The 25936-nt window shown below is 73.0% G+C and carries 24 protein-coding genes and 3 pseudogenes; 11 read left to right on the top strand and 16 right to left on the bottom strand.

Annotation, left to right across the window (positions count from 1 at the left end):
• Positions 1–47 precede the first annotated feature (47 nt).
• Positions 48–1346 carry an MFS transporter gene (locus AB0E05_RS34055; protein ID WP_361971018.1) on the top strand — a complete coding sequence of 433 codons (1299 nt, stop codon included), beginning with the start codon at positions 48–50 and terminating at the stop codon, positions 1344–1346.
• A 253-nt stretch (positions 1347–1599) separates the two neighbouring features.
• Here AB0E05_RS34055 and AB0E05_RS34050 read toward each other — a convergent pair whose 3' ends face one another.
• From AB0E05_RS34050 to AB0E05_RS34030, 5 genes are all read right to left on the bottom strand, one after another.
• On the bottom strand, positions 1600–2106 hold the full coding sequence (locus tag AB0E05_RS34050) for an FBP domain-containing protein (RefSeq protein ID WP_361971016.1): 507 nt from the start codon (positions 2104–2106) through the stop codon (positions 1600–1602).
• 19 nt (positions 2107–2125) lie between these two features.
• On the bottom strand, positions 2126–2794 hold the full coding sequence (locus AB0E05_RS34045; protein WP_361971057.1) for a flavin reductase family protein: 669 nt from the start codon (positions 2792–2794) through the stop codon (positions 2126–2128).
• 63 nt (positions 2795–2857) lie between these two features.
• Positions 2858–3667 (bottom strand): enoyl-CoA hydratase-related protein, encoded by an 810-nt coding sequence (locus AB0E05_RS34040; RefSeq protein ID WP_361971014.1) that lies wholly within the window; start codon positions 3665–3667, stop codon positions 2858–2860.
• The gene (locus AB0E05_RS34035; protein ID WP_361971012.1) at positions 3664–5895 is read right to left on the bottom strand and encodes an acetate--CoA ligase family protein; all 2232 of its coding nucleotides are present in this window, start codon (positions 5893–5895) and stop codon (positions 3664–3666) included. Before AB0E05_RS34035 ends, AB0E05_RS34040 begins: the two co-directional genes overlap by 4 nt.
• A gap of 444 nt (positions 5896–6339) precedes the next feature.
• Positions 6340–7623 carry an NAD(P)/FAD-dependent oxidoreductase gene (locus AB0E05_RS34030; RefSeq protein WP_361971010.1) on the bottom strand — a complete coding sequence of 428 codons (1284 nt, stop codon included), beginning with the start codon at positions 7621–7623 and terminating at the stop codon, positions 6340–6342.
• A 147-nt stretch (positions 7624–7770) separates the two neighbouring features.
• Here AB0E05_RS34030 and AB0E05_RS34025 point away from each other — a divergent pair, with 147 nt between their 5' ends.
• Positions 7771–8256 (top strand): OB-fold domain-containing protein, encoded by a 486-nt coding sequence (locus tag AB0E05_RS34025; protein WP_361971008.1) that lies wholly within the window; start codon positions 7771–7773, stop codon positions 8254–8256.
• Between the two features lie 24 nt (positions 8257–8280).
• On the opposite strand, the gene AB0E05_RS34020 is transcribed toward AB0E05_RS34025, so the two are convergent.
• The 4 genes from AB0E05_RS34020 to AB0E05_RS34005 all read right to left on the bottom strand — a co-directional run bounded on the left by AB0E05_RS34020 (position 8281) and on the right by AB0E05_RS34005 (position 11267).
• Positions 8281–8973: a pyridoxal 5'-phosphate synthase gene (locus AB0E05_RS34020; protein ID WP_361971006.1), complete on the bottom strand. Its 693-nt coding sequence runs from the start codon at positions 8971–8973 to the stop codon at positions 8281–8283.
• A gap of 5 nt (positions 8974–8978) precedes the next feature.
• Positions 8979–9518 (bottom strand): tetratricopeptide repeat protein, encoded by a 540-nt coding sequence (locus AB0E05_RS34015; RefSeq protein ID WP_361971004.1) that lies wholly within the window; start codon positions 9516–9518, stop codon positions 8979–8981.
• A gap of 176 nt (positions 9519–9694) precedes the next feature.
• Positions 9695–10042: a VOC family protein gene (locus AB0E05_RS34010; protein WP_361971055.1), complete on the bottom strand. Its 348-nt coding sequence runs from the start codon at positions 10040–10042 to the stop codon at positions 9695–9697.
• Positions 10043–10133: 91 nt separating this feature from the next.
• Entirely contained in the window at positions 10134–11267 is a 1134-nt protein-coding gene (locus AB0E05_RS34005; RefSeq protein ID WP_361971002.1) for an acetyl-CoA acetyltransferase, read from the bottom strand.
• Between the two features lie 345 nt (positions 11268–11612).
• On the opposite strand from AB0E05_RS34005, the gene AB0E05_RS34000 reads away from it, so the two are divergent.
• Positions 11613–12851, top strand: a complete 1239-nt coding sequence (locus tag AB0E05_RS34000) for an acyl-CoA dehydrogenase family protein (RefSeq protein WP_361971000.1) — start codon at positions 11613–11615, stop codon at positions 12849–12851.
• On the top strand, positions 12848–13351 hold the full coding sequence (locus tag AB0E05_RS33995) for a nitroreductase family deazaflavin-dependent oxidoreductase (protein WP_361970998.1): 504 nt from the start codon (positions 12848–12850) through the stop codon (positions 13349–13351). The genes AB0E05_RS34000 and AB0E05_RS33995 overlap by 4 nt, the downstream gene beginning before the upstream one ends.
• A gap of 14 nt (positions 13352–13365) precedes the next feature.
• Here the strand turns inward: AB0E05_RS33995 and AB0E05_RS33990 are convergent, their stop codons facing one another.
• A complete protein-coding gene (locus AB0E05_RS33990; RefSeq protein ID WP_361970996.1) occupies positions 13366–14076 on the bottom strand; it encodes a L,D-transpeptidase family protein in 711 nt (236 codons plus the stop codon).
• A gap of 774 nt (positions 14077–14850) precedes the next feature.
• On the opposite strand from AB0E05_RS33990, the gene AB0E05_RS33985 reads away from it, so the two are divergent.
• From AB0E05_RS33985 to AB0E05_RS33970, 4 genes are all read left to right on the top strand, one after another.
• Positions 14851–15693, top strand: coding sequence for a hypothetical protein (locus AB0E05_RS33985; protein WP_361970994.1), 843 nt, complete (start codon positions 14851–14853; stop codon positions 15691–15693).
• Positions 15694–15766: 73 nt separating this feature from the next.
• The gene (locus AB0E05_RS33980) at positions 15767–16894 is read left to right on the top strand and encodes a helix-turn-helix domain-containing protein (RefSeq protein ID WP_361970992.1); all 1128 of its coding nucleotides are present in this window, start codon (positions 15767–15769) and stop codon (positions 16892–16894) included.
• Positions 16891–17511 carry a transcriptional regulator gene (locus AB0E05_RS33975; RefSeq protein WP_361970990.1) on the top strand — a complete coding sequence of 207 codons (621 nt, stop codon included), beginning with the start codon at positions 16891–16893 and terminating at the stop codon, positions 17509–17511. The genes AB0E05_RS33980 and AB0E05_RS33975 overlap by 4 nt, the downstream gene beginning before the upstream one ends.
• Positions 17508–18983 (top strand): pyruvate, phosphate dikinase, encoded by a 1476-nt coding sequence (locus tag AB0E05_RS33970; protein WP_361970988.1) that lies wholly within the window; start codon positions 17508–17510, stop codon positions 18981–18983. Before AB0E05_RS33975 ends, AB0E05_RS33970 begins: the two co-directional genes overlap by 4 nt.
• 32 nt (positions 18984–19015) lie before the next feature.
• Here the strand turns inward: AB0E05_RS33970 and AB0E05_RS33965 are convergent, their stop codons facing one another.
• The gene (locus tag AB0E05_RS33965) at positions 19016–19603 is read right to left on the bottom strand and encodes a histidine phosphatase family protein (protein WP_361970986.1); all 588 of its coding nucleotides are present in this window, start codon (positions 19601–19603) and stop codon (positions 19016–19018) included.
• Between the two features lie 189 nt (positions 19604–19792).
• A complete protein-coding gene (locus AB0E05_RS33960) occupies positions 19793–20725 on the bottom strand; it encodes an NmrA/HSCARG family protein (protein ID WP_361970984.1) in 933 nt (310 codons plus the stop codon).
• Between the two features lie 103 nt (positions 20726–20828).
• On the opposite strand from AB0E05_RS33960, the gene AB0E05_RS33955 reads away from it, so the two are divergent.
• Complete coding sequence (locus AB0E05_RS33955) at positions 20829–21413, top strand: helix-turn-helix domain-containing protein (RefSeq protein ID WP_361970982.1); 585 nt, start codon at positions 20829–20831, stop codon at positions 21411–21413.
• A 248-nt stretch (positions 21414–21661) separates the two neighbouring features.
• On the opposite strand, the gene AB0E05_RS33950 is transcribed toward AB0E05_RS33955, so the two are convergent.
• The gene (locus tag AB0E05_RS33950) at positions 21662–22018 is read right to left on the bottom strand and encodes a peptidase inhibitor family I36 protein (protein ID WP_361970980.1); all 357 of its coding nucleotides are present in this window, start codon (positions 22016–22018) and stop codon (positions 21662–21664) included.
• A 519-nt stretch (positions 22019–22537) separates the two neighbouring features.
• A pseudogene (locus AB0E05_RS33945) lies at positions 22538–23266 on the bottom strand (methyltransferase domain-containing protein); the annotation flags it as partial.
• Positions 23267–23294: 28 nt separating this feature from the next.
• Between AB0E05_RS33945 and AB0E05_RS33940 the strand changes: the two are divergent.
• A complete protein-coding gene (locus tag AB0E05_RS33940) occupies positions 23295–23732 on the top strand; it encodes a MerR family transcriptional regulator (RefSeq protein WP_361970978.1) in 438 nt (145 codons plus the stop codon).
• A 361-nt stretch (positions 23733–24093) separates the two neighbouring features.
• Here the strand turns inward: AB0E05_RS33940 and AB0E05_RS33935 are convergent.
• Positions 24094–24255, bottom strand: a pseudogene (locus AB0E05_RS33935) (nucleotidyltransferase); the annotation flags it as partial.
• A gap of 112 nt (positions 24256–24367) precedes the next feature.
• Between AB0E05_RS33935 and AB0E05_RS33930 the strand changes: the two are divergent.
• Positions 24368–24700 (top strand): annotated as a pseudogene (locus tag AB0E05_RS33930) (IS5/IS1182 family transposase); the annotation flags it as partial.
• Positions 24701–24914: 214 nt separating this feature from the next.
• Here AB0E05_RS33930 and AB0E05_RS33925 read toward each other — a convergent pair.
• Positions 24915–25673: a MerR family transcriptional regulator gene (locus AB0E05_RS33925; protein ID WP_361970977.1), complete on the bottom strand. Its 759-nt coding sequence runs from the start codon at positions 25671–25673 to the stop codon at positions 24915–24917.
• Between the last annotated feature and the right edge of the window lie 263 nt (positions 25674–25936).

Genomic DNA, 25936 nt, shown 5'->3' with positions numbered 1-25936 from the left:
CTTCGGGCCACTCGATGCGGGAGATCGGGGCGCGGAAGCTGTACGCCGTGACCACATCGCAGATCGAAACCCCGGGCGTCGGCGGGGCGGGGGCGCCCGGGCAGGGCGGCGCCCGCCGTACGCCGCGCGTCCACCGCGCCTGGTTCGTGGCCGCCGTCACCTTCGTGACGATCATCGGTGCGGCGGCCTTCGCGTCCCTCCCGGGCCTGTTGATCGACCCGCTGCACGAGGAGTTCTCCTGGTCGCGCGGCACGATCGGCTTCGCGGTCTCGGTGAACCTTGCGCTGTACGGGCTCACCGCGCCCTTCGCCGCGGCGCTGATGGACCGCTTCGGCATCCGCCGGGTGGTGGCCGTCGCGCTCACGGTCATCGCGGTCGGCTCCGGGCTCACCGTCGTGATGACGGCCGCGTGGCAACTGGTGCTGTACTGGGGCGTCCTCGTCGGCCTCGGCTCCGGCTCGATGGCGCTCGCCTTCGCCGCGACCGTCACCAACCGCTGGTTCGTCGCCCGCCGCGGCCTGGTGACCGGCATCCTCACGGCGGCGGGCGCGTCCGGGCAGCTCGTCTTCCTGCCGCTGCTGTCCTGGCTGGTGGAGCAGCACGGCTGGCGCCCCGCGGCGATCACGGTCGCGCTCTCCGCGCTGGCCGTCGTCCCCTTCGTCTGGCTGCTGCTGCGCGACCACCCGGCGGACGTCGGGCTCGCGCCGTACGGCGCGGCCGAGGCGGTGGCGAAGCCGGCGCCGGTACGGGGGGCTGCGCGGCGGGCGCTCTCCGCCCTGTTCAAGGCGGCCCGCACCGGGCCCTTCTGGCTGCTGGCCGGCACCTTCGCGATCTGCGGCGCGTCCACGAACGGCCTGATCAAGACCCACTTCGTGCCCGCCGCGCACGACCACGGCATGGCGATCACCGCGGCGGCGTCGCTGCTGGCGGTGATAGGCGTCTTCGACGTCATCGGCACGATCGCCTCCGGCTGGCTCACGGACCGCTTCGACGCGCGGCGGCTGCTGGCGGTGTACTACGCGCTGCGGGGCGTCAGCCTGCTGTTCCTGCCGATGCTGCTGGCGCCGACCGTGCAGCCGCCGATGATCTTCTTCATCGTCTTCTACGGCCTGGACTGGGTCGCCACCGTGCCGCCGACGATCGCGCTGTGCCGCGAGCACTACGGCGAGGACAGCGCGATCGTCTTCGGCTGGGTGCTGGCGTCGCACCAGGTGGGCGCGGCGGTGGTGGCGTTCGCGGGTGGGGTGGCGAGGGACGCGTTCGGGTCGTACGACGTGGTCTGGTACGCGTCTGGCGCGGTGTGCGCTGCGGCGGCGCTGATGTCTTTGGTCATCCGTCGCGCGTAGCGCGACGTATCCCCGCCTTCGCCCTGCGGGCGGCGTGGCGGACGCGGGTGCGGTGTGCTGCGCGTGTGGCCGACGTCGCGCCGTTCCCTGCGGGAGTGTTGGTCCCCGCGGCCCGGTGGGGGGCGGAACTGCGCGACCAACCACAATGCACCCGCAGGGGCCGTCCCGCCCGCAGCGCAACGGCGCAATCGTCGGGCGCACGAACGCTACGGCGCAGGGAGGAGCCGGGGTGCGTGGAGGACCAGCGCGAGCGTCAGGCGGCGGTCACCTTGGCGACGAACGTCGACAGGTTGCGGTGGAGGCGCTCGACCTTCTGCTCAAGGGTCAGGCTTTCCTCGCTGCGTATGGTGCGGAGCATCGGCGTTCGCTTTCCCCGGACGTACAGCGAGCACGCCAGGTCCGCGCACATGTACGCACCCACCGTGCTGCCCTCCCGGCCGCGCGGGCCCGCCAGGGGCGCGGCGAGGAGGCTGACGCCCGAGGACGCGTGGGACGTGATGCAGAAGTCGCAGATGCTGGACTTGAACGCGCTGGTGTTCTTCGTGCTCGGGACCCGCAGGCTCAGGCCGAGCGGGTCGCCCGTCGGCTGCGGGACGACCAGGTACGCCCGCAGGGGCGCGCCGGGGTCGATCCAGCCGAGGAAGTCGAGGTCGGTCCAGGGCAGCTCGGCGAAGTCCAGGGGGAGGCGGAGCCGCTTCGCTTCGCCCTTCGTGCAGTTCACGAAGGACGCGCGGATCTGTGGGTCGCTGAGCGGTTCCATGAAACGGACGATACGCAGCTCACGACGGTGCGGCACCATCTTTTTCCAGGCGCCGGAACCGACCCCGGTGGAAGACCAGCGGATCCCCGTCCCCGTCCGCGCCCAGCGCGGTGACCCGGCCCACCACGATCAGGTGGTCGCCCCCGGTGTGCACGGCGTGGACGGCGCAGTCCACCCAGGCCGTGACGCCCGTCAGCAGGGGCGCGCCGCTCACCGGGGCGGGGCGGTGGGTGACCCCGGCGAACTTGTCCGCGCCGCTCACGGCGAAGCCGCGGCACAGCTCGCCCTGCTCTTCGTCGAGCACGTTGACGCAGAAGGAGCCGGCGCGGGCGATCCGCGGCCAGGTCGTGGACGTGCGGCCGACCATGAAGGCGATCAGCGGCGGGTCGAGCGAGAGGGAGGAGAAGGACTGGCAGGCGAAGCCGGCCGGGCCGTCGTCGTCGTGCGCGGTGACGACGGTGACTCCGGTGGCGAAGTGGCCCAGCACGCGGCGGAACTCGCCGGGGTCCAGCGGGGGCCGCTCGTCCTGGCGTACGGCCCGCAGTTCGGGGCGGGGGTGGGCTTCATAGGGCGCCGACGGCGTCCCGGCGTCCGTGGCCGCGGCGCTCACGGAACCGGTGCTCATGGAGCCGGTGCCTACGGAGGCGGCGCTGACGGACCTGAGGTAGCGGACGGCGGTGGCGGCCATGGCTGCGTGTCCCATCACCCGTCCATTGAAACTGACGGTACGTCAGAAGGGAAGGCCGCCACCTCAGCGACCCTCGTACTCCGGCGTCCGGCGCGCCACGAAGCTCGCCACGCCCTCCTGCGCGTCGCGCGTCCCCATGTTCAGCTCCTGCGCCGTCGCCTCCGCCGCGAACGCCGTCGCGCGGTCCGACTCCAGGGACGCGTTCACCAGCTGCTTCGTCAGTGCGATCGCCCGCGTCGGGCCCCGGGCCAGCCGCTCCGCCCACTCCCGCGCCACGCCCTCCAACTCCCCGGCCGGCACGACGCGGTTGACGAGTCCGATGCGTTCGGCCTCCGTCGCCGACAGCGCGTCGCCGAAGAACATCAGCTCCTTCGCCCGCTGCGGGCCCACCAGCCGGGGCAGCAGATACGCCCCGCCGCCGTCCGGGACCAGCCCGCGGCGTACGAACACCTCGATGAAGCGGGCGTCTTCGGAGGCGAGCACCAGGTCGCAGGCGAGGGCGAGGTGCGCACCGAGCCCCGCCGCCGTGCCGTTCACCGCCGCGATCACCGGCTTCTCGCAGTCCAGCACGGCCGCCACGAAGCGCTGCGCACCGCTGCGGATCATCCGCGCCACGTCCCCCACGACCCGCTCCCCGGCAGCGCCGCCCGACGCGCCGCGCAGGTCCGCGCCCGCACAGAACCCCTTGCCGACCGCGGTGATCACCACCGCCCGCACCTGCGGATCCGCGGACGCGTCGGCGAGCAGCGCCGTGATCCGCTCCCGCTGCTCCCAGGTGATCGCGTTCATCGCCGCGGGCCGGTTCAGCGTGATCCAACTGACGCCGTCCTCGACCCGGTGCAGCACCTCCGCCGCGCCGCCGGCCGCGGTCACCGGCACACCGCCAGCGCGTCCAGCGCCACCGCGCCCTGACCGCGCGGCAGCACCATCAGCGGATTGACGTCCAGCTCCACCAGCTCGTCACCCAGCTCCAGCGCCATCCGCTGCACCCGGAGCACCACCTCCACCAGCGCGTCCACGTCCAACGGCGGCCCGCCGCGCACCCCGTCCAGCAGCGCCCGGCCGCGCAGCTCGTCCAGCATGGCGCGCGCCTGTCCCTCCCCGAAGGGCGGTACGCGCACGGCCGCGTCCTGCAACACCTCCACCAGGACCCCGCCGAGCCCGACCGTGACCGTGGGCCCGAACAGCACGTCCTGCGTGACGCCGACGACCATCTCCACGCCCTGCTCCACCATCTGGCACACGAGGATCCCGTCCAGGTCGACCTCCTCGTACCGGGCGATGTCGGTCAGTTCGCGGTACGCGTCGCGCACCTGGCTCGCGGAGGTCAGTCCGACCTTCACCAGCCCCAGCTCGGTCTTGTGGGCGAGCCGGGTGCCGGACGCCTTCATGACGACCGGGTAGCCGACCAGCGCGGCGGCGCGCACGGACGCGGCGGCGCTCGTGACGAGCTGCTCGCGCGGGACCCGTATCCCGTACGCCCGCAGCAGCTGCTTCGCCGCGTGCTCGCTGAGCTGCGCACCGGGGCGCAACAGGGCCTGCGCCTTGCGGAACGAGGGGGACGGGGTGCGCGGCGCCTCGTCGAAGGGGGAGAGGTAGGAGGAGGCGAAGCGGTGGTGGTCGAGGTAGGCGCGCACGGCGCTGATGCAGTTCGCGAAGGTACGGAAGGTGGCGACCCGCGACGACCCGAGCAGGGTGGTGCGGTACGCCTCCTCCGTCCCCACCGGCGAGCCCCACACCACGCACACCAGCTTGTCGGTGGCCTCCGCCGCCGCGACCAGGTCTTCGGCGAGCTTGTCGCTCATCGGCGGGAAGGGGCCGGTGATCGGACAGATCAGCACCCCCACCCCGGGGTCGGTCAGGATCGCGTCGATGATCTTCCGGCCGCGCCAGTCACCCACGGGGTGGCCGCCGTTGTCGACCGGGTTCGCCACGCTCAGGTACTCCGGTATCCACTGGTGCAGCTCGGCCTGTTTCCCCTCGCTCAGCCGGGGGAGCCGCAGGCCCGCCGCGGTCGCCAGGTCGGAGAAGTGGGCGCCGGTGCCGCCGGAGATCGAGTACACGACGACGCCGTCCGCGAGCGGCTTGCGGGCCCGGGCCAGCAGGGCGGAGGTGTCCTGGAGTTCGTCGAGCCCGTCGACGCGGATCACTCCGTACTGCCGCATCGCCGCGTCCACGACCTGGTCGGCGCCGGTGAGCTTGCCGGTGTGGGAGGCGGCCATCCGCGCGCCGGCCTCGGTGCGCCCCACCTTGACGGCGACGACCGGAACGCCGCGGCGTGCCGCCCGGTCGGCGGCGAGCAGGAAGGAACGGCCGTCCTTGAGGCCCTCGACGTAGCAGGCGATCGCGCCCACCTCGGGGCGCTCGGCGAAGTACGAGATGAAGTCGGCGGTCTCCAGGTCGGCTTCGTTGCCCGTGGGGGCCCAGTGCGACAGGCGCACGCCGAGCTGCTGGAGGGTGAACACCGGTCGGCCCTGGTGTCCGGACTGGGTGATCAGGGCGATGGCCGGCCCTTCGAGGTCGTCGCGGAACTCCTCGAAGGCGTTCAGATTGGTGTTCGGGCCGAGCAGGCGCACGCCGGCGCGCTCCACGGCCGCGGCGAGCTGTGACTGGGCCGCCGCGCCCTCCTCGCCGGTCTCCGCGTAACCGGAGGCGAAGGCGACGGCGAACTTGACCTTCGCCTCCGCCAGTTCGTCGATGAGCGGCAGCGGGTCGCCGACCAGCAGCACCGCGAGGTCCACCGGCTCGGGCAGCGCCTTGACGCTCGGGACGCAGGGCAGGCCGAAGACGTGCGTGCGCCGGGGGTGCACGGGGTGCAGCCGGGCGCCGACGCGTTCGGCCCAGGCGATGAGCTGACGCGTGATGCCGGTGTTGGGGCGGCCCTCGGCGTCGGAGGCGCCGACGACGGCGACGGACGCGGGGCGGAAGAAGCGGTCGAGATCGGGGACGGGCGCGTACAGGGGGCGTCCGCTGACGTCCGTGTCACCGTCCGACGCGGTGTGCGACGCGGCGTCGTGGACGGCGTCGCGGTGCTGTTCGCCGCAGGCGACCACGCGCGCACGGAGGTCGGAGGTGAGGGTGCCGTGAGTAGATCCAAGCATCGGTGAGCCCCGCTCCTGCTCGTTCTCGGTCTCGTTCCGGGTTCGGTCTTCTGTGGGGTGTCCTGATCGTCGGGTGTGGTGGTCGGTGGATGTGGTGGCCGGTGGATGTGGTGGCCGGTGGATGTGGTGGTCGGTGGACGGGTGGCGGCGGTCGGGGGATCCGGTCGTGGTCGTGGGTTCCGGTCGTGATCGCGCTCGAAGCTGACGCGTAGTCAGGTTACAAGAACTGACGCCACGTCAGGAACGGGTGTGCGGGCAAAGGCTGGTCGGTGGCTGACCGGCCGTACAGGACGAGGGGGCGCGCAAGCGTGACCTACCCAGCGGTAGGCGCGCCGACGCGCCGGTTTTCGGCCGAGGGCCACCATCCACCGGAACGGGGAAGGCGCGCGTGGGGGTACCTCCCGGGTCCTCCCGGCAGCCCCACCGGACCGCCGGGCCGCAAGCTCAGCCGCGCGCCAGCGACTTCGCGATCCTGGGGGCGTCGAGCGCCATTTCGCGCAGCATTCCGCTGATGGGGTTGGTGAAGCCGGTGAAGTACAGGCCGGGGGCCCGCTTCGGGGAGCGTCGGCCGCGGGTCAGCGGACGACCCCTCTCGTCCAGGACGTCGAGGTGGCCGAGGACGCCGTCCAGCCCGCGGGCGTACCCGGTCGCCGCGATCACCGCGTCGGGGCGGATCCGGGTGCCGTCGGCCAGGACGACCTCGTCGCCGTCGAAGGAGTCGACCGCCGCGACGGGTTCCACCGCGCCCCGTCGCACGGCGCGGACGAAGCCGACGTCCTGCACCGGGATCGCGCCCTGGCGGGCCCGGGTGTACAGGCCGGTGCCCGCGCGGGGGAGCCCGTGGGCGGCGAGGTCGGGCACGGCGACCCGCACGAGGGCGGCGGCCAGTCCGTCGACCACGCGCACCGGGAGTCGGCGGACCAGTACCGCGGTGCGCTGCGCGGGCCAGCCCAAGGTGCTGCGGCGCACGATGTGCGGGGGCGTGCGGACCGCGATGCGCACCCGGGCCGCGGCGCCCTCCCCGGCCGCGCCGCGCTTGCCGGGCTCCTTGCCCTCGGCGAGGTCCACGGCGATCTCGGCGCCCGTGTTGCCGACACCGACGACGAGGACGTCCTTGCCCGCGTACGGGCCGGGCTCGCGGTACGCGCTGGCGTGGATGACCTCGCCGGCGTACGCGTCGAGGCCGGGCCAGTCCGGCAGCCGGGGCGTGTGGTTGTAGCCGGTGGCGACGACGACCGCGCGGCCGGTGAGCCGGCGTCCGCCGGTGGCGTGCAGCAGCCAACCGGGGCGGCCGGGGCGGTGCTCGTCGGCGGGGGCGGGCTCGACGCGGGTGACCTCGACGCCGGTGACCACCTCCAACTCGTGGACCTCGGCGTACTTCTCCAAGTACCGCACCACGTCATCCCGGTGGACCCAGCGACCGAACGACCGGGGCATGGGCAGGCCGGGCAGGGCCGACATGCGGCGGGTGGTGTGCAGGCGGAGGCGGTCGTAGTGGCCGCGCCAGGAGGTGCCGACCGCGCCGGACTTCTCCAGGACGACGGCGTGTACGCCGCGTTCCCGCAGCGCCGCCGCGACCGAGAGCCCGGCCGGGCCGGCGCCGATGACGTACACGGGTCGGTCGTCCGGGGCGCGCCGGCCGCCCCGGCCCTTCCTCCCCGTCACGTCCTGCCGGTCGGCTCTGCCGGAGCCGTCGTCGTCCTTGCCGTCGGTGCGGTCGATCCCCATGGGGCCTGAGCGTAACGGCGTCGTCACTTGTTGGGTCTCGGTCAAGACGGGAATGGATTGCGAACTGATCACAAGTGGGCGCAGCGCTTTCGAACCCGATCGTTCTGCCCCGCCCCTTGCGCGGTTGGGGGAAGTCACATTGAACTGATGGAGCGTCAGATTGACTGCCTGGAAGGGATCCCCGCCGTGACCGCAGCGACGCCCGACATCGACGACTTCAGCCGCGCCTACTGGGACGCAGCCGCCGGAGGCGTGCTGTTGATCCGCCGCTGCCGCGGCTGCGGGCAGCCGCACCACTACCCGCGTGAGTTCTGCCCGTACTGCTGGGGCGAGGACGTGGAGTGGGAGCGGGCCAGTGGGCGCGCCACGCTCTACACCTGGTCCGTCGTCCACCGCAACGACCTGCCGCCCTTCGGGGAGCGCGTGCCGTACGTGGCCGCGGTGGTGGACCTGGTGGAGGGGCCGCGGATGATGACCGAGGTGGTGGAGTGTGCGGAGGGGCGGCTACGGATCGGGATGGAGCTGACGGTCACCTTCCGGACGGAGCCCTCCCTGACGGAGCCCTCCCTGACGGAGGGCGACGGCGGCGCGCTGGCCGTGCCCGTCTTCCGGCCCGCGTCACCGCGCTCCTGAGTCGTCCCGCCCCGCGTCGCCGGCTCACGGCCACAACAACTCGCGCACCCAGCCGCCGTCGGGGTCGCGCCGATAGCGCAGCCGTACGTGCCGGCGCGCCCCGTCGCCCTGGAAGAACTCGACCTCGCGCGGCGCCAGCGCGTAACGCCTCCAGGTGGGTACGGGTGCGTCCGGCTCCGCCTCCGCCCGTACCCAGGCGGCCCGGGACGCCACCGCCAACTCTTCGGCGGAGGAGAGCACGTCGCTCTGGTGGCCGGTGAGCGCGGCGGCCAGTGCGCCCGTGGACCGGGCGCGCAGATCGGCCCGGCTCTCGACGGCGCCGGCCGCGGTGACCGTGCCCCGCACCCGCACCTGGCGGCCCTGCGCGGCCCAGTAGAAGCCCAGCGCCGCGTCCGGGCGGACGGCGAGTTGGCGGCCCTTCGCGCTGGTGGCGTGGGTGGCGAAGTGCCAGCCGCGCGCGTCGGCGTCGTGCAGCATCAGGGTGCGCACGTCCGGGCGGCCCTCGGCGTCCACGGTGGCCAGGGTCATGGTGTGCGGCTCCGGCTGCCCCGCGGCCACCGCCTCCGCGAACCACCGGTGGAACAGCGGCAGCGGTGCGTCGGGCGCCCGCGTCGGGTCGAAGGAGGGCAGCTCGACGTCCCACACGCGCTGGGAGTGCAGCAGCGCCCGGAACTCCTCGCCCTCGTCGCCGTACTCGTTCTCGTCCGTGGTGTTCATGGAGGTCAGTGTGGCCCGGGCGCGGGGGCGACGAGCGCGGCGGCGTACGCGGCCATCGACCGGTCGTACCGCGGCAGGTGCCGGGCGAGCGCGCCCACCGCCAGCGCCACGGCTTCCCGCTCCCGCCCGGCGTCCGTCAGCGCCAAGGCGAGTACGGCGTCGACCGCGTCCCCGAGCCCGCGCGTGGCGTCGTCGAGCCCGGCCGGGTCCTTCGCCCGTTCGGCCCGCAGCAGCGCGATGCTCTCCGCCAACTCGCCGAGGTTGCGCAACGTGGAGGAGAGTTGGATGTGGGCCCGGCGCTCGCGGTACGGGTCGAGTCCGCCGGCGAGCGCGGCGCGGTACAGGGGCGCGGCCCGGTCGGGGCGGCCGGTGCTGTCGTTGGCGCACGCCAGCTCGAAGGCGATCAGCGGGTGACCCTGGGGCAGTTCGTCGACCAGTTCCCGTACGAGGGCGCGGAAGGCTGCCGGTTCGTGCTCGTCGATGGCGGCCCACAGCTCTGTGCTGCGGGCTTCCCAGGTGGGGGAGGGGGCGGGTGCGGTCGTCATGGCGCGAGCGTCGCACGGGGCGGAGGCGGCGCGCGAGGAGTTTCCCGCGGGCCGGCCGCGGCCCGCGGTCAGCTGCCGCGCAGGCACCCGAACGCCCGCGGCCGGCCGCCGGCGTTCGGGTGCCTGCGCGGCGCGTCAACTCGGTGTGCTCCTGGTCGAAGGACGCCCACTGAGGGTCAGGCTGCGGGGTTCTCCAGCAGTGTGACCCGGTTGCCGTCCGGGTCTTCCAGGGCGGCGAACCGGGTGCGCGTACCACCGGCCTGCACCGGCCCCGCAGTCAATCCGCGTTCCTTGAGCTGTGCAAGCGCCTCGTCCAGATCGGGAACTTCCAGATTGAGGAGCGTCGCACCGGCACGCTCGGCGTCCTCGAAGACCGAGAGCCAGCCCCCTGTCGTGAGATGCCAGTCTGCCAGCGACGGCATCGGCCGGGTGTCCGCCGGGCGTCCCAGCAACCGTTCGTACCAGGCCGCCGCAGTCTCAACGTTCTTCACGGGCGCAACCATCAATACACGGGCAAAATCCATGAATGCCACCTTTTCGCAGGCTCGGTTCCGTGTCCCTTCTCCAGACTGTTTGAGCCGACGGAACTCATCGCACGTTGCCGAACGCGCACACTCAGTCGCGCCCCAGGACGACCGTCGCCGACGAGCAGAACCAGCCGCCCGTCGCCGACGCCACCGCCAGCCGCGGCGGGCTGCCGTCGGGGCGCAAGCACTGGTGGGAGCCTGCTTCATTGCGGAGTTGGCGTACCGCCTCCACCAGGAGGAACAGCCCGCGCATCCCCGGGTGGCAGGCGGAGAGACCGCCGCCGTCCGTGTTCACGGGCAGTTCGCCGCCCGGCCCGATGCGGCCCTTCTCGACGAACGCGCCGCCCTCGCCCTTCGCGCAGAAGCCGAGGTCCTCCAAGGTCACCAGCGTCATGTAGGTGAAAGCGTCGTAGATCTCGGCGATGTCCATCTCGGCGGGGGTCAGGCCCGCACGTCCGAAGGCGAGGCGGCCGGAGACCGCGGCCGGGGAGACGGTGAAGTCGTCCCACTGCGACATCGCGGTGTGCGAGGCGTACTCGCCGGTGCCGAGGATCCACACGGGCGCCTTCGCCGCGTCCGGCACGTACTCCTCGGCGACGAGCAGCACCGCGCACCCGCCGTCGCTGCGGATGCAGCAGTGCAGCTTGGTGAAGGGGTCCGCGATCACGGGCCCTTCGAGGACGTCGTCGACGGTGATCGGGTCGCGGAACAGGGCGTCCGGGTTCGCGACGGCGTGCGCGCGGGCCTGTACGGCGACCTGGGCCAGCTGCTCCAGGGTGGTGCCGTACTGGTGCATGTGCCGGCGCGCCGCCATGGCGTACTTCGCGATCAGGGTGTGTCCGTAGGGCACTTCGTACTGGAGCGGGCCGCGGCTGCCGAAGGAGAGGTTCGCGGTGCGGCGGCGCGCCTTGACGTCGGCCCGGGCGGTGGATCCGTACACCAGCAGCACGGCGTTGGCGTGCCCCGCGGCGATCGCGTCGGCCGCGTGCGCCGCCATGACCTCCCAGGTCGCGCCGCCGACCGCGGTGGAGTCCACCCAGCGGGGTCGCAGTCCCAGGTACTCGGCGACCTCGATCGGGGCGAGCGCGCCGAGTCCGGCTGAGGCGAAGCCGTCGATCACCGTCCGGTCGAGGCCGGCGTCGGCGACGGCGCGCCGGGCGGCCTGGGCGTGCAGCGCGTACGGCGTGCGGTCGTCGACCCGCCCGCAGTCCGCGAGGGCCACGCCGGCGACGGCGACCTTGCGACGGGGCGAGGGAGCCAGGGCCTTTCTTGCGGATCTTGCTGGGCTCGCGTGCCCTGGTGCCGCTCCCCCTGGGCCTTCGGCCCGGGAGGTGCCACCACTCCGCGTTGTCGTCGGTCGCGATGGCTCCGCCATCGCTTCCTCCTCCGCCTTGGATTCGACGGCACCAGGCGCCGCTCCTTGCTCCACGGGACAACTCGCCACAGGCCCTAGCGCGGTCATGAATCTGACGGTACATCAGCTAACGGTGGTGCGGTACGCCGCGCGGGTCTGTCCATCTCCGACCTCCAGCCCTAACATGACGCTCCGTCAGAAAGGGGCTCGCTGATGGACATGGACACGGACACCGGGGATGCCGGGTACGCGGAGGACGGTGAAGGTGCCGGCGAGCGGGACGAGATCCGCCGCACCCTGCGTGCCCTGCTCACCGAACGCGCCGCGCCCGACCGGGTGAAGGCGGCCGTCCGCACCGAAGCCGGCCACGACCCCGACCTGTGGGCGCAGCTCTCCCGCGACCTCGGGCTGCCCGGCCTCGCGCTCCCCGCCGCGTACGGGGGAGTGGGCTGCGCCCTCGCCGAACTCTCCGCCGCCTGTGAGGAGACCGGCCGCGCCCTGCTGCCGTCCCCGCTGCTCGCCACCTGTGGCCTCGTCGCGCCGCTGGTCACCGCCGTGGGCACCCCGGCGCAACGCACCGCCCTGCTGCCGCGCATCGCCGACGGCTCCCTGACGTGCGCGCTCGCCGTACCGGGGGGCAGCCTCGCGACCGCGCTGGGGCTGGTCGGAGCGGGCCGGCCCACCGGCGACTGGGCGGGCGGCGGCCGGTCCGGCGGCGTCCAGGCGAGGACCGCCCCCGGGGCCGGCTGGCTGCTGTACGGGGAGGCCGCCCAGGTCCTCGACGGCCACCGCGCCGACCTGCTCGTCGTCGCCGCGCACACCGGCGGGTTCCCCCGCAGCCGCACCCTCCTCTTCCTCGTCCGCGCCGACGCCGCCGGGCTGTCCCGCCGCCGGCAGACGACGCTGGACGAGACCCGCTGCCAGGCCCGGGTGGAGCTGCGCGACTGCCCCGCCGAACTCCTCGGGACGGACGGTGCCGATGGCCCATCGGCGCTGGACGCGCTCGCCACGACGGGGACGTGGGCCGCGGCCCTGATCGCCGCCGAAGCGGTCGGCGCGGCGGAAGGCGCCCTGGAGCGCACGGTGGCGTACGTCCGCCAGCGCGAGCAGTTCGGGCGGGCGATCGGCTCGTTCCAGGCCGTCAAGCACCGCCTGGCGGACCTGTACGTCAGCACGCGCGCGGCCCGCTCGGCGGCGTCCTGGGCCGCCCGGCACCCCGCCGACGCGGGGCTCGCGCTCGCCCAGTGCCTGGAGGCGCTGCGCACGGTCGGTGCGGAGGCGGTCCAGCTCCACGGCGGCATCGGCTTCACCTGGGAGCACGAGGCGCACCTCTTCTTCAAACGGGCCGCGGCCGACGAGTTGCTGTTCGGCCCGGTGCACCGGCTGCGGGCGCACGCGGCGGAGGCCGCGGGCCTGTTCGCCGCAGCGGAGCGGGAGGCGGTGACCCGATGACGAACGGGAACGAGAGGAGGAAGTCCGGGCGAGGGTTCGAGCGCTTGGTCCAACGGGTCTCCGCCACCCGCGGCTTCGCCAAGGTCGCCCCGCGCTTCCTCCCCGCCCTGGACCGCGCCGTCCACCGCCTGACCCGCGGCCGGGTCCTGCTGACCGCCCGGATGCTGCCCGGCCTCGTCCTCACCGCCCGCGGCGCCCGCTCGGGCCTGCCCCGCGCCACCCCGCTCGCGTGCCTGCGTGAGGACGGGACGGACACCTGGCTCCTCGTCGGCTCCAACTTCGGGCGCGACCACCACCCCGCGTGGACGGCGAACCTCATCGCCCACCCGGACGTCGAGATCAACTGGAAGGGCCGGGACGTCCCCGTCCGCGCCCGGCTGCTGGAGGGCGACGAACGGGCCCGGGCGTGGGACGGCGCGCTGGAGTTCTGGCCGCCGTACGCCGCGTACCAGGCGCGCATCGGCCGACAGATCCGGCTCTTCCGGCTCACCCGCAGGTAGCTTGCCGGGGCCCGCTACGGGCCCCGGGTGCCCCAGACGTACACGGGGTCGTTGAGCCGCAGCCCCTGCCAGAGGCGCTTGGCGTCGTCATAGCGGAGGTTGACGCAGCCGTGGGAGCCCGGCTCCTCCCAGATGTTGCGGTAGCTGGCGTGCAGCGCCTGACCGCCGTCGAAGAACTGGCTGAACGGCATCGGCCCCTCGTACAGCTCCGACCACTGCTTCTCGACCCGCTCGTAGATCCTGTGCTCGCCGGTGCGGGTGGCGTAGCCGGACTTGCCGGTCCTGATCGGCACCGGGCCGGTGGCGACGTGGTCGCCGTCCCAGACCCACAGCAGCTGCCGGTGCAGGTCGACGCAGACGATCAGGCGCGTGCCGTGCGGACAGCCCGTGAGCGCGGACGGGTCGGCGACGGCCCGCTCGTACTGGACGATCCGCCAGGTCTCGGGGCCGGCGCGGCCGGTCGCGGGCTCCATGCCGTGGCGGGTCTGGAGCGTGCGGATCGCGGCGCAGTCCGCCGCCGACTGAACGCCGTCCACCGTCAGCTTGAGGTGGCGTTCGACGGTCTTCTGGTACGGGCCCGCCTCCGTCGAGCACTCCTCGGCGTGGCCGGCAGCAGCAGCGGGTGCGGCGCCCGGACCGAGCGCCGCACCCAGGGCGGCGAGGACGAGCGCCAGCGCGGCGCGGGGCAGTGAGCGGCGGACACGGCGTACGGATATGGCGTGCATCGGTGGTGGGCCTCCACGGAAAGGGGCACGGAACGGGTACGGACGGGCACGGAATGGTTGCTTCCACGATGCGTGTCGCCAGTGGGGAGCGCGTGTCGGCGCAGTGTCGTGCGCGGCCGGGCAGGGAGCCGGGCCCGCCCCGGCTGCGGATCGGGCGTGGGCCGGACGGGCGACCGTCGGCCCGTTCGTCACCCGGGCGGCCCAACTCCGTTGGCCGCACCGGCCACCGGGTGCCCCGCGCCGACGGCGCCCGCACGTCCGCAAGGGCGTTGCGCCGCTGGAGCGACGGCGGTGCGCGCGGCGGCCGTTGACCGCGTCGCGACCGCTCCGGTACCGGGCCGTCGCCAGGGCTGCTCCGGCCGGCTGACGGCGTCAGCACTCCTCGGGTGACGTCCGGCCCGGCGGCCACGGAGCGTGCCCGGTTCCTCCGCGGCGTGCGGTACTGCTGTGCCCCGGGGGCGCGTAGCGGATGACCTGAAGAATCCTGACGAACGGAGTGCATGTCCACATGCGTGGTTCACCCGGCAGACGGCGCCGCATCGGCGCCCTCGCCTCCGCGGGCATCGTCCTCGGCGCCCAGGCCCTGGCCCTGGGCGCCGCCCTGCCCCTCGCGGGCGCCGCGTTCGCGGCCCCGGCTCGCCCGGCCTTCCCCAGGGCCCGACGGTCGCCTTCAACGAGAACTTCGACAACGCGACGGGTCAGACCCCGATCCTGCTGACCGCCTACGTCGGCGCGCCGCCGATCAACCCGACGTACACCGCCGACCCCGCCTGGGTGAACGCGGCGCGCTGCGACGGGATCATCCTGAACCAGTCGGGTGCGAACAACGCCGCCTGTCAGAACCAGAACCCGACCGCCATGGCGGAGCTGAAGTACATGGCGAACGTTCTGGGGCAGGTCGCGGGCTCGGCGACGCCACAGAACAACCACGCGGTCTCCGCCTACACGGACGGCGCGAACCCCGGGGCGAACAAGGGCGAGCTCCAGACCGTGAACCCGATCCCGCTCGTCACCTCGAACCGCTTCATCACCTTCTCCGTCGACGTCGCGGCGGTGAACTGCAACGTCTCGGCGCCGCTGCTGAACTTCTTCCTCACCGGCTCCGGGCCGGACATCCCGGTCACCAACCAGCCGATCAACCCGTGCACGGACCCGCGCTCCAGCACGTACAACGTCGGCCCGCGGCCCATCCAGGCCGGTTCCTTCGCGACCGACTCGTCGGTGCTGTTCACCGGCCCCTCGGTCGGCATCAAGATGACCAACGCCAACGGCAGCGGTCTGGGCAGCGACCACGCGTACGACAACATCCGCATCCTGGACATCACCCCGCAGCTCGACAAGGAGTTCAACCCGGCCTCGATCCCGCAGGGCGGCACCTCCACGCTGACGTTCACCGTCACCAACACCTCGGAGCTGGCGGAGAAGAACGGCCTCGCCTTCGCCGACGCGCTGCCGGCCGGGGTGACCGTGGCCGCCGTCCCGAACGCCACCACCACCTGCGGCTCCGCGTCCCTGACGGCGGTGCCCGGGACCGGCCCTGGCACGGCCGCCTCGGGCGGTTCGCGCAGTCCGGGCTCCAGCGCGGTGAACCGTGTGGCCGCGCGCCCGAGGACTTGAGATGTCGACATCATCTGGATGGTGTGCATATCCTGATTGCCTCGACGGGGGTCGGTGAGGGAGGGAGCGGGCGGTGGCTCGACTGACGCGGGTCCAGCAACAGGCGCGTACGCGGGCATCGGTCCTGGTGGCGGCCCGGGAGGAGTTCATCGCGCACGGATACGCCGCGGCGAAGGTCGACCGGATCGCCGAGCGCGCCGAACTGACCCGGGGCGCGGTGTACTCGAACTTCCCCGGCAAGCGCGCGCTGTACCTGGCGGTCCTCGTCGACCTGGTCGACGGCGCCGCCCCCACGCCGCCCGCGGTGCCGCCGGCCTCGCTGGCCGACGCGCTGGGAGCCTTCGCCCGCGCATGGCTGGAGCGGCTGCCGCTGGTCGACGACACCGCGGCCGGTGGCCGCCTCCAACTGCGCTCCCTGGTCGGTGTGGTCGACGACGAACAGGGCCGTACGGTGCTGGCGCAGCTCGCCGGACTGGAGGCGCTGCTGCTGGGGCTCGCACTGGAGCCGTACGCGTCCCGGGGCGCGCCCGTCGGGGCGCCTGCGCGGCAGGTGCGGCTGGCCGAGCTGGTGCTGACCCTGCTCGGCGGCGCCGGCTTCCTCGCCGAACAGGCGCCGGGCTTCGGCGACCCCTTCGACCGGGCGCGCGCGTGCGAGCACCTCGCCCGGCTCGACCTCGCCGACCGCTGGGCCCCCGCGTACCTGCCCTACGTCCCGCCCGCCGAGGAGTGCCGGCAGCCCTGGTCCCCGCCCGCGGGCCTGGTCGACCTGCTCACCGGTGAGCCGGTCGACCTCGGCGCCGACGGCCTGGTGGCGGTGGTCGGCGCGGGCCGCGTCGCCGCCGCGGAGGAGGCCGTGCGCTCCGCCGGACCCGGCGACCGGGTCACCGTCGTCGTCACCACCGCCGACCCGGCCGAGACCGGCAGTCTCGTACGGCTCAAGGTCAGGGACCTGGCGACCTGTCTGCGGGCCGTGTTCCCACCGGCAGGCCGGCAGCGCCTGCGCCTGGTCATCGACGACGGGGCGTCCGTGGCGTCGGCGGCGGGGCTGATCGACGACGACGCCGACACGGAGGCCGCCGTACGCATCCACGGCGGCGCGATCGTCGCCCGCGCCCACGGGCGGGGCGCGGCCCACGCCGTAGCGACCGCACCGACGGTCGCCCCTTCGGTGCGCACGCCGACGCGAAGGGGCGAAGCGTGATCGAGCTGCCCGGCACCGACAGCGCGCCCCCGGTGCTCCACGCCCTGCGCTGCGGGGGCTTCGCCGGCGTCGCCCGGCTGTCCGCCGCCACCGGGCTGGACGGGTCGACGGTCGAGTCCGAACTGCTCGACCTCGCGGTCGCCGGCCTCGTGACGTATCTGAGCGGGACCTTCGGCGGCTGGGGCCTGACCGACGCCGGCCGCGTCGCCGACGCCGGCCGCACGGCGCGGGAGCTGGAGTCGACCGGCGCCCGCCCCGCGGTCCTCGCCGCGTACGAACGCTTCCTCGTGCTCAACGCCGAACTGCTCGACCTCTGCACCGCCTGGCAGTTGCGGACCGTCGACGGGGTGCCGACGGCCAACGACCACCGGGACGCGACGTACGACGCGCGCGTCCTGGACCGGTTCCTCGCCCTGCACCTGCGGGCCGCGATCGTCTGCGCCGAGGTGACCGCCGTACTGCCCCGCTTCACCGGTTACGGGGTGCGGCTCACGGAGGCCCTGAACCGGGCGGTGGCGGGCGAGTTGGAGTACGTGACCGACGACACCGCCTCGTACCACACCGTCTGGGCGGAGCTGCACGAAGACCTGCTCGTCACCCTGGGGATCCCCCGGTGAGGTGGATCCGCCCGCTGTCCGCCGAGGTGGAGGAGTCGGCGGAGGTGCTGGGCGGGAAGGCGCGGGGGCTCGTGGAGCTCCAGCGCCTGGGGCTGCCGGTGCCGGCCGGGTTCGTCGTCACGACCGGGGCGTGCCGGGCGTTCCTGCGTGACGGCCGTCCGCCCGAAGGGTTCGCGGCGGAACTCGCCGTCGCGGTGGGCGAACTGGAGGCTGCGACGGGGCGCCGGTTCGGCGGTCCCGACCACCCGCTGGTGGTGTCCGTCCGCTCCGGGGCGGCCGTGTCGATGCCCGGCATGATGGACACCGTCCTGAACCTCGGACTGACGGCGGAGACGACGGCGGCGCTCGCCCGTGAGACCGGCGACGCGCGGTTCGCCGAAGCCGCGCGGCAGCGGCTCCTGTCGACGTTCGCGGCGGCCGGCGAGGTGGCCGTGGCGGATGACGCCGCCCGCCAGTTGGAGCTGGCGCTCGGCGCGGTGTTCTCGTCGTGGCACGCGCCGCGCGCCCGGACGTACCGCGCACTCCACGACGTCCCGCACGACCTCGGCACCGCGGCGATCGTGCAGACGATGGTCTTCGGCAACCGCGACGCCCGCAGCGGCACCGGCGTCGCCTTCAGCCGCAACCCCAACACGGGGGAGGACGTCCCGTACGGCGACGTCCTCTTCGGCCACCAGGGCGACGCCGTCGTCTCCGGCCGCACCCGCCCCCACCCGCTCCACGCCCTCGCCGAGCGCGAACCCGCCGTGTGGGCCGCCCTCGTCGCCGCCCTGCGCCGCATCGAGGAACACCTGCGCGACGCGGCTTACGTCGAGTTCACCTTCCAGAGCGGCGAGCTGTGGTTCCTCCAGGCCCGCCCGGGCCGCTTCACCGCGGGCGCGGCCGTGCGCCTCGCGACGGACCTCGCCGACGAGGGAACGATCACCCGCCGGGAGGCGCTGCTCAGGGTCACCCCCCACCACCTGCGCCACGCCCGCACCCCCCGCATCGCCGCGTCCCCGGACGTCGACGTCGTGGCCCGGGGCGTGGGCGCCTGCCCCGGCGTGGCCGTCGGCCGGGTCGCGACCACGACGGCGGGCGCCGTCCGCATGTCCGCGCAGGGCCCCGTCGTCCTCGTCCGCCCCGAGACCTCCCCCCACGACATGCCCGGCCTCGCGGTCGCCACCGGCATCCTCACCGCCCGCGGCGGCCCCGCCAGCCACGCGGCGGTCGTCGCCCGCGCCCTGGGCAAGCCCGCCGTCGTCGGCGCCCCCTTGCCGTCCGGCGACCGCGCACTGACCGAGGGCACGCTCATCACGATCGACGGCACGAGCGGCGAGGTCGCCCTGGGCACCCCGCCGATCACCACGACGGAGTCCAACGCGTCAGTCGAACGCCTTCTCAGGTGGGCGGACGAGATCTCCACCACCGACGCGAACGACGACGAGTCCCGCCTCGCCGCGGCCCGGGCGGTGCTCCGGGGCGCGGGCTGACCCGTAGGGCGGCGCCCTCCTCCGGGTGCCCCCTACGGCCGGACGCCCGGCCCGAAGCCCGTCCAGCGCAGGTCGTCCGGGAGGTGGCCCATGTCGTTGTACGTCAGCACGCGCGGCGCCGCGCCGTCCGCGTAGTCGATCGCCGTGAGCGCCGCGTTCCCGCAGCTCAACCCCAACCACCGCACCGGCGGCGCATCGAGGGCGTGCCGGACCAACCACGCCACTTGGTAGGCGTGGGTGACCAGCACCTCGTGGGTCTCCCGCGCGGCCGGGCGGGCGAAGCGGTCGACGAGGGCGTCCGCGATGCGGGCTTCCGCGTCCGCCTCGACGGGGTCGTACCCGTCGAAGAACCCGGCCCAGGCCGGCGGGACGTCCGTCGGTACGTACGGGACGTGGTCCACCAGCTCGGCGGCCTCCCGCACGGGCACGCCCCCCAGGCGCTCGCCGACGATCCGCGCGGAGCGCACCGCGCGCGGCAGGGGCGAGTGCCACACCGCGTCGACCGGGAGGGCGGCGATGCGCTCGGCCAGCAGCGCCGACTGCTGCCGCCCCACGTCGGTCAGTTCGCCGAACGCGTCCGCCATGCCGTGCCGCACCACGTACAGATGTCGAGTCGCCACAACGCCCTCCCCGGTGTTCAGGGCACCCCAGGGCCTGTCTTACGGATCTTGCTGGGCTCGCGTGCCCTGGTGCCGTGCCTCTCCGCGTTGTCGTCGGTCGCCAATGCTCCGCATTGACTCCCTCCTCCGCCTTGAGATCCACGGCACCAGACCCCGCTCCCTGATCCAGCCTGATCCGTAAGACAGGCCCTAGCGGGCGGTGGTCAGATGCTTCCGCGCCCAGTCCTCGAAGCGCGTCAGCGGGATGCCGAGTTCCTGTGCGTACTCCGGGCGGGCCGGCTGTTCGAACGCGTTCTGCCACGCCTGGGCGGTCGTGAGCAGCGTCGACAAACCGGCGGCGACGGCCTCCGCCTCCGTCGTGTCCCGCGCGGTCAGGGGTACGCCCAGGGCGCGGGAGAGGACATCGGTGATCTCGGCCATCGACAGGCGGTCACCCGCCAGCTCCAACTCCACCCGGTGGAAGCGCTCCGGCGCGGCGACGGCCGCAGCGGCTGTCGCGCCGATGTCGTCCACGGCGATCACGGGCAGGACGGTGCTCGGCTTCAGCAGGGTGACCAGGCCGCCCTCGACGCCGCGCGGGAACAGGTAGCCCTCGGAAGGGAGTGCGTTCTCCATGAAGAAGCCCGGTTTGATGAGCGTCCAGTGGGTGAAGCCGGCCGTGCGGACCGCGTCCTGGACCGCGCACTTGGCTGCGTAGTACGGCTCCATCGTGGCCCAGCGCCCCTCGGCCCAGCCGGGAGCCTCGGTGTGTTGGTCGGCGCCGCTGACGGAGGTGTGCACGAACTGCGGTACACCCGCGGCCTTCGCGGCCTCGACGAGGTTGTGGCCCTGGGTCACCTCCCCGTCGAAGTCGAAGCCCTGCTCGTTGACGGGCAGTTGTACGGAGAAGACGGCGCGGGCGCCCTCCGCGGCCCGGACCAGGGAATCGCGGTCGTGGAGGTCGCCGACGACGAGCTGCGCGCCGAGCGCTTCGACGGCCTTGGCCCGGTCGGTCGACGCGTCGCGGACCAGTGCGCGGACGGGGACGCCCCGCGCGAGCAGGGCCCGGGCGGTCGCGCCGCCCTGCTTGCCGGTGGCGCCGGTCACCAGGACGGGCGCGGAAGCTGCGGGATCTGCGGACATGTCGCTCCTAAGGATGGGCATCCAATAAGTGGCGGGCCCCGCCGTTTACGTTTCGATACGATACGGCGGAGCCCGCCACTTAGCAACGCCGGAGGTGAACGCCATGCCGAAGCAGCCCGAGCGACCCGTGCGCCAACGCGCCGACGCCCGCCGCAATTACGAGCGGATCCTCGCCGTGGCCGAGGAGGAGGTCGCCGCCCACGGGGCCGACGCGTCCCTGGAGAAGATCGCCCGCACGGTCGGCGTCGGCTCGGCCACCGTGCGCCGCCACTTCCCCACGCGCCGCGCGCTGCTGGAGGCCGTCGCCCAGGAGCGCATCGCGGGCCTCAGCGCCCGCGCCCACGAGCTGACCGCCCACGACGACAGCCGCGCCGCGCTCCTGGAGTGGATGGGCGGGGTCGTCGAGTACTGCGTGTGCGCCCGGGGCCTCGCCGCCGCCCTGTCGTACGACTTCGCCGAGACGGATCCGGTCCACGAGAACAGCTGCGCCGCCGACCTGGAGGCAGCGGCGGCCCCGCTGCTGGAGCGCGCGGTCCGGGACGGCGCGGTCGCCCCGGAGGTCACCACCGCCGACCTGATCGCCCTGGCCGTCGGCATTGCCCTGGCGACGGCGGGCCATCCCGACCCCGTCGCCCGCGCGAACCGGCTGTTCCAGCTCGCCGTCGCGGGGATCAGCCCGCAGAGCTGACGCCGGAGGCGATGGGTGCGGTGTGAATTTCGGCTCTCGGTGTCGTGCTCGTTGCTGGTGGAACTCGGGTGGGGCGCGTTTTGATGTGACGGATGTCGAGTGGGCTCTTCCCGCTCTTTGTTCTGTGGAGAATTCAGCGAAGCAATCTCCTGGATGCACAGACGCGCCACGTGACCCGCGGCCGGGGGAGCCGACGCCTTGGCTCCCTCCGTGCCGACGCCCGACCGGTGCGCACGACGTCGCATCCGTCAGCAGGAGTCACCGATCTTGGTCCAGGCGAGGGTGCGCGAATAGTTGCTGGTCCAGGCATGTGCGTTCCCGCCGGGGAAGGAGCCCAGGCAGGGGATCAGCCACCCGTCGTAGGACTGGTAGTGAATGATGATTTTGAAGCGGACGTCCGTCGATGTGTTGTTGACGACGGACAGGCCGGACTTTGCCGGCAGGTCGTAGAGGTCCGTGGTCGACTTCCACGTGGGAGGACCGGAATACGTGGCGTTGCCCCAGACGCAGAAGTGCTCTTCTGGGCATTCGCCGTCCCCACCGGCCGCTGCCGAGGGGGCGAAGGCCAGGCCCGCGGTGCACAGGGAGAGGGAAAGGGCGCCCATCGCCGCAGTTCTCCATAAGTTCTTCATCATGACCTTCCCCTGCCCTGTTTGGATGGCACCCTTCTAGCCGGAGTGCAGGACATGGGGAAGGGTCAGAAGGCAATGTTCCGGCCGTCCCTGCAATGGCCGGAACGCCCGTTGGTACCCGTGTTCCGGACCTCGAATTCAACTCTGCGCTTCGGTCCGGCGGCGGGCGGCGGGCGGCGGGCGGCGGGCGGCGGGCGGCAGGCGTCAGCGCCAGTGGTTGTTGCTGGTGTGGTCGCCGGCGAGCCAGCGGGCGAGGTCGGCGTGTGCTGTGGTGCGCCGCTCGGCGTCGATCTTCTCCACGTCGGGGTGGTCGACGGCGAACTCCAGTATCAGCCCGTTGGGGTCCGTGATGTACAGCGAGACGCAGAACCCGTGGTCGAGCACGTGGGCGTTCGACTCGGGGTAGCCGGCCGCGGTGATGCGCTCCAGCCGTAGAGGGCGTGGCTGTAGGCGCGTTCGACTCCGGACAGCACCGCGCGTTCGGTCCAGGTGGAAGTGCCCGGCCTCGGCGCGCCCGCGCTGCTCGGCGAGCCATGCGTCCGCCTCCGCGCGGCCAACGGCACCGCTGGCGCAGGCCGGCTCGGCGAGCCGCGCGACCAGCGGCAACATCGCTGGGTCGGTGAACACGCTCGTGTGCACCTCGACCGCGACGCCGTCGAAGCCGCCGGCCAGCAGCAGGCTGCGGTACTGCCGTGCGGCGCGGGGCGCACCCAGGAGGTCGGCGCGGGCGCGCACGATCGTGCGGGTGAGCGCCGCGTCATCCGAGTCGATCACGATGGCGTCCCAGTCCTGGCCGACCAGGACGATCCTGCCGCCCGGGCACAGGACCCGTCGCCCCTCCGCCACCGCGCGCGCCGGCTCCTGGAGTACGTGGAGGACCTTGTCGGCACGGTAGCCGCGCACACTCCCATCGGCGAACGGCAGATCCTCAGCCCCCGCCTCCCGGAACTCGACCCCCGGTCACCGCTCCCGGGCCGCGGCCAGCATCCACGCATCAGGGTCCACGCCCACCGCGCGTACGCCCCGTTCTGCCAGCTCGGCGACGGCCCGCCCGGCGCCGCAGCCGACGTCCACGACGGTCGAGTCCGGAGCGGGACGCAGCAACTCGTACGAACGGTCCCGTAGTTGTTTCGCGCTCGCTTCCTGATCCGCGGCAGCGAGCACCGCCAACAGGGCTTCGGTGTCGCGGCGCTCTTCCACCGCTTCCTGATCCTTGAACATGTCCGTCATGCTGCGACTTAATGTCGACATGAAGTCAAGCGAAGGCGACAGCGCCGCCGGCACATTGAGCATCGGCGCCATCGCGGCACGGTTCGACCTGGCCACGCACGTGTTGCGGCACTGGGAGACGGTGGGCCTGCTGCGCCCCGCCCGGGACGCCGGCGGGCGTCGCCGCTACGGCGCGGACGATCTCACCCGCGTCGCGACGATCCTCATCATGAAGGAGGCCGGCCTCGATCTGACCACCATCAGAAGGTGGTTCGGCACGAGCGACCGCGCCACCCGCCACGACGTCCTGCGTCCCGCGGCCGACGAACTCCGGTCGAGGATCGCGGCGGCCCAGGCGTCCTTGGAACTCGTCGAGGGCGGCCTGAACTGCGAGCACGAGGACGCCACGCAGTGCCCGAACTACCGCCGCCTCATCACCGAACGGGCCGGCCCCGAAAGCTGGCCGCAGAGTCGGTGAACTTCGGAGTACGCCCCGACTCGTTTGACGGGACAGTCCTCATGTCCGCCCGGGGAGCAACAAGTCAGACATCTGCCGTTGGAGATGTGCAGGGTGAAGGCGTCTGGCCCAGGTGCTCCAGCCCGCGTCGTAGGCGTCGAGGACGGGCTCGATGTGCTGCCGCAGTTTGACCGGTGCGCCCTCGCGCACGGCCCACCCGCTTCCGTCGGGGGTGAGGGTGGCGGCCGATCCGGTGGCGACGGTCAGCGCGTGTTTCTCATCGGTAGTCAGGTGCTAAGCGTGGCGCCGGGCGGCACCCCGCTGGACGGCTGCGTGGTGAGGTCGACTCATGGGGTGGGGGAACGGGCCTTGTCCGTCACAGGATACTGCCGTAGAGGTAGGCGCTGTGCAGGCGAGTCCTGCCGAACGTTGCGGTGATACGAGCGCGGGCCGCATCGACGACAGGGACGAACGCTGCTGGCACTCGGTCCAGCGCACCTTCGCGTGCGATCGTTCCGTCGCGGTCCAGCCCTCGTTCATTCACGGGGCCACTGTCCCTTGTGCTGTTGTGTGCTGCCGAGCAGCGTCTGGACCCCAACCACCCCCTCGCAGCGTTCGAGGCGCGTCGACGGCCGCCGCTCGAAGGTCGCCGTCGTCGTGTCGGGCTGGGCCGGCCGCGGGTTCGTCCGTTGCGGGTGCGGGTGCGGGGCGACAAGGCGTATTCGTCGCGCGCGAATCGTGCGTACCCACGTGGGCGCGGGATCCTCTGCACGATCCCGGAGTCTGCCGATCAGGCCGGCCACCGCAAACGCCGGGGAACGGCTGGCGGGCGGCCTCCGGCTTTCGACCGCGAGGACTACAAGGCCCGGCACGCGGTTGAGTGCGGCACCAACCGACTGAAACAGAACCGGGCGGTGGCAACCCGGTTCGACGAACTTGCGGTGCGCTTCGAGGCAAGCGCACCGCAACTATCAACGAAATGGCTGTGACACGGCGTAAGGGTCAACCCTGGGTGGCTGTGTTCACGAGTGCCAGCAGCGATCGTCAGGCGCCGGTTGGAAGGCACGCATTCGGCCAGGGTTCGATGGGCGCGAGGACGGGCAGCACCTCGCCCGGCCACCGGTAGGCCGGGCGAGGTGGACCAGTTGGTGCGACGGACCGACTGGTTTCCGGGCCGGTGCCCTGGGACAGCCCGGAAAGCAGTCAGCTGAGCCGGGTCGTGGCGTACGCCTCGATGGCGTCGCGCTGGTACGCGGCCAGGCCCGGTGCGATCGCCTCGTAGGCGGAGCGCCAGGCGCTGTTGTCCACGCAGGAGCGTCCGACGGCGCGGTACTCCTCGGCCGACACGGGCCGCAGTTCGGCCATGGCCTGGTACTGGGTGTCGATCTGGGCCTGCACGGGAGCTGCGTCGGCCGGGTGGCCGGCGGCCATCAGGTCGGCCAGCAGGATCATCTGCGTGGTGCGCTCGCGCTGCCCTTCCTCGATGTCCTGCGGGGTCATCGCGGCGACCTTTCGGGCGACTTCCTCGGCGTGCGCGGGGAAGTCGCTCAGGCTCTCCTGGTACTGGGAGGGCTGGATGCCCTCGAACAGGTTCTCCGGTCGGTTGATGGTCATGGGGCTGCCGTCCTTTCTGGACTGTTCCAGGTCGGCGATCGTGCGGGAGACGGTGCCTGCCAGGGCGTCGAGCCGGTCCCGCTCGGCGAGCAGTCGCAGGTGGTGGCCGCGCAGGGCGTCCACCTCGTCGACCTGCTCAGCCAGGATCCGGCCGACCTCAAGAAGCCCTACGCCCAACGCCCGCAGCACGAGAATCTGCTGCAGCCGCAGCAACTGGGGCTCCTCGTAGTAGCGGTGGCCGTTGGCGCCGATCCGGGCGGGCGGCAGCAGGCCGACCTCGTCGTAGTGGCGCAGGGTCCGGGCGGTCACGCCCGACATCCGGGCGACCTCCGCGATAGGCCAGTCCATCGCTGTCTCCCTCGCGATCGTGGTACCGGGCCGGTTTCTCCGGCCTCGTGAAGGACGGTAGAAGCTGCCGCAGCGGCAACCGCAAGCCTGCACCCTCACCATCTGGAGGCGACCCGCGGCTTCCCCCGGCGGCCCACCCGCACCCCAGCAAGATCCGTGAGACAGGCCCTAGTAGTGCTTCGTTATCTTGAGTGATCTTGCTTGGTGGTGGGCATCTTTGTGGTGTGAAGCTGGGGGATGTTGAGCGGCTCCGGGGTGAGTTG

This window comes from Streptomyces sp. NPDC048057, from assembly GCF_040653095.1.
Lineage (GTDB): Bacteria > Actinomycetota > Actinomycetes > Streptomycetales > Streptomycetaceae > Streptomyces.
Note: the sequence above shows the minus strand (reverse complement) of the source record. Positions and strands in the feature narration are given on the sequence as shown.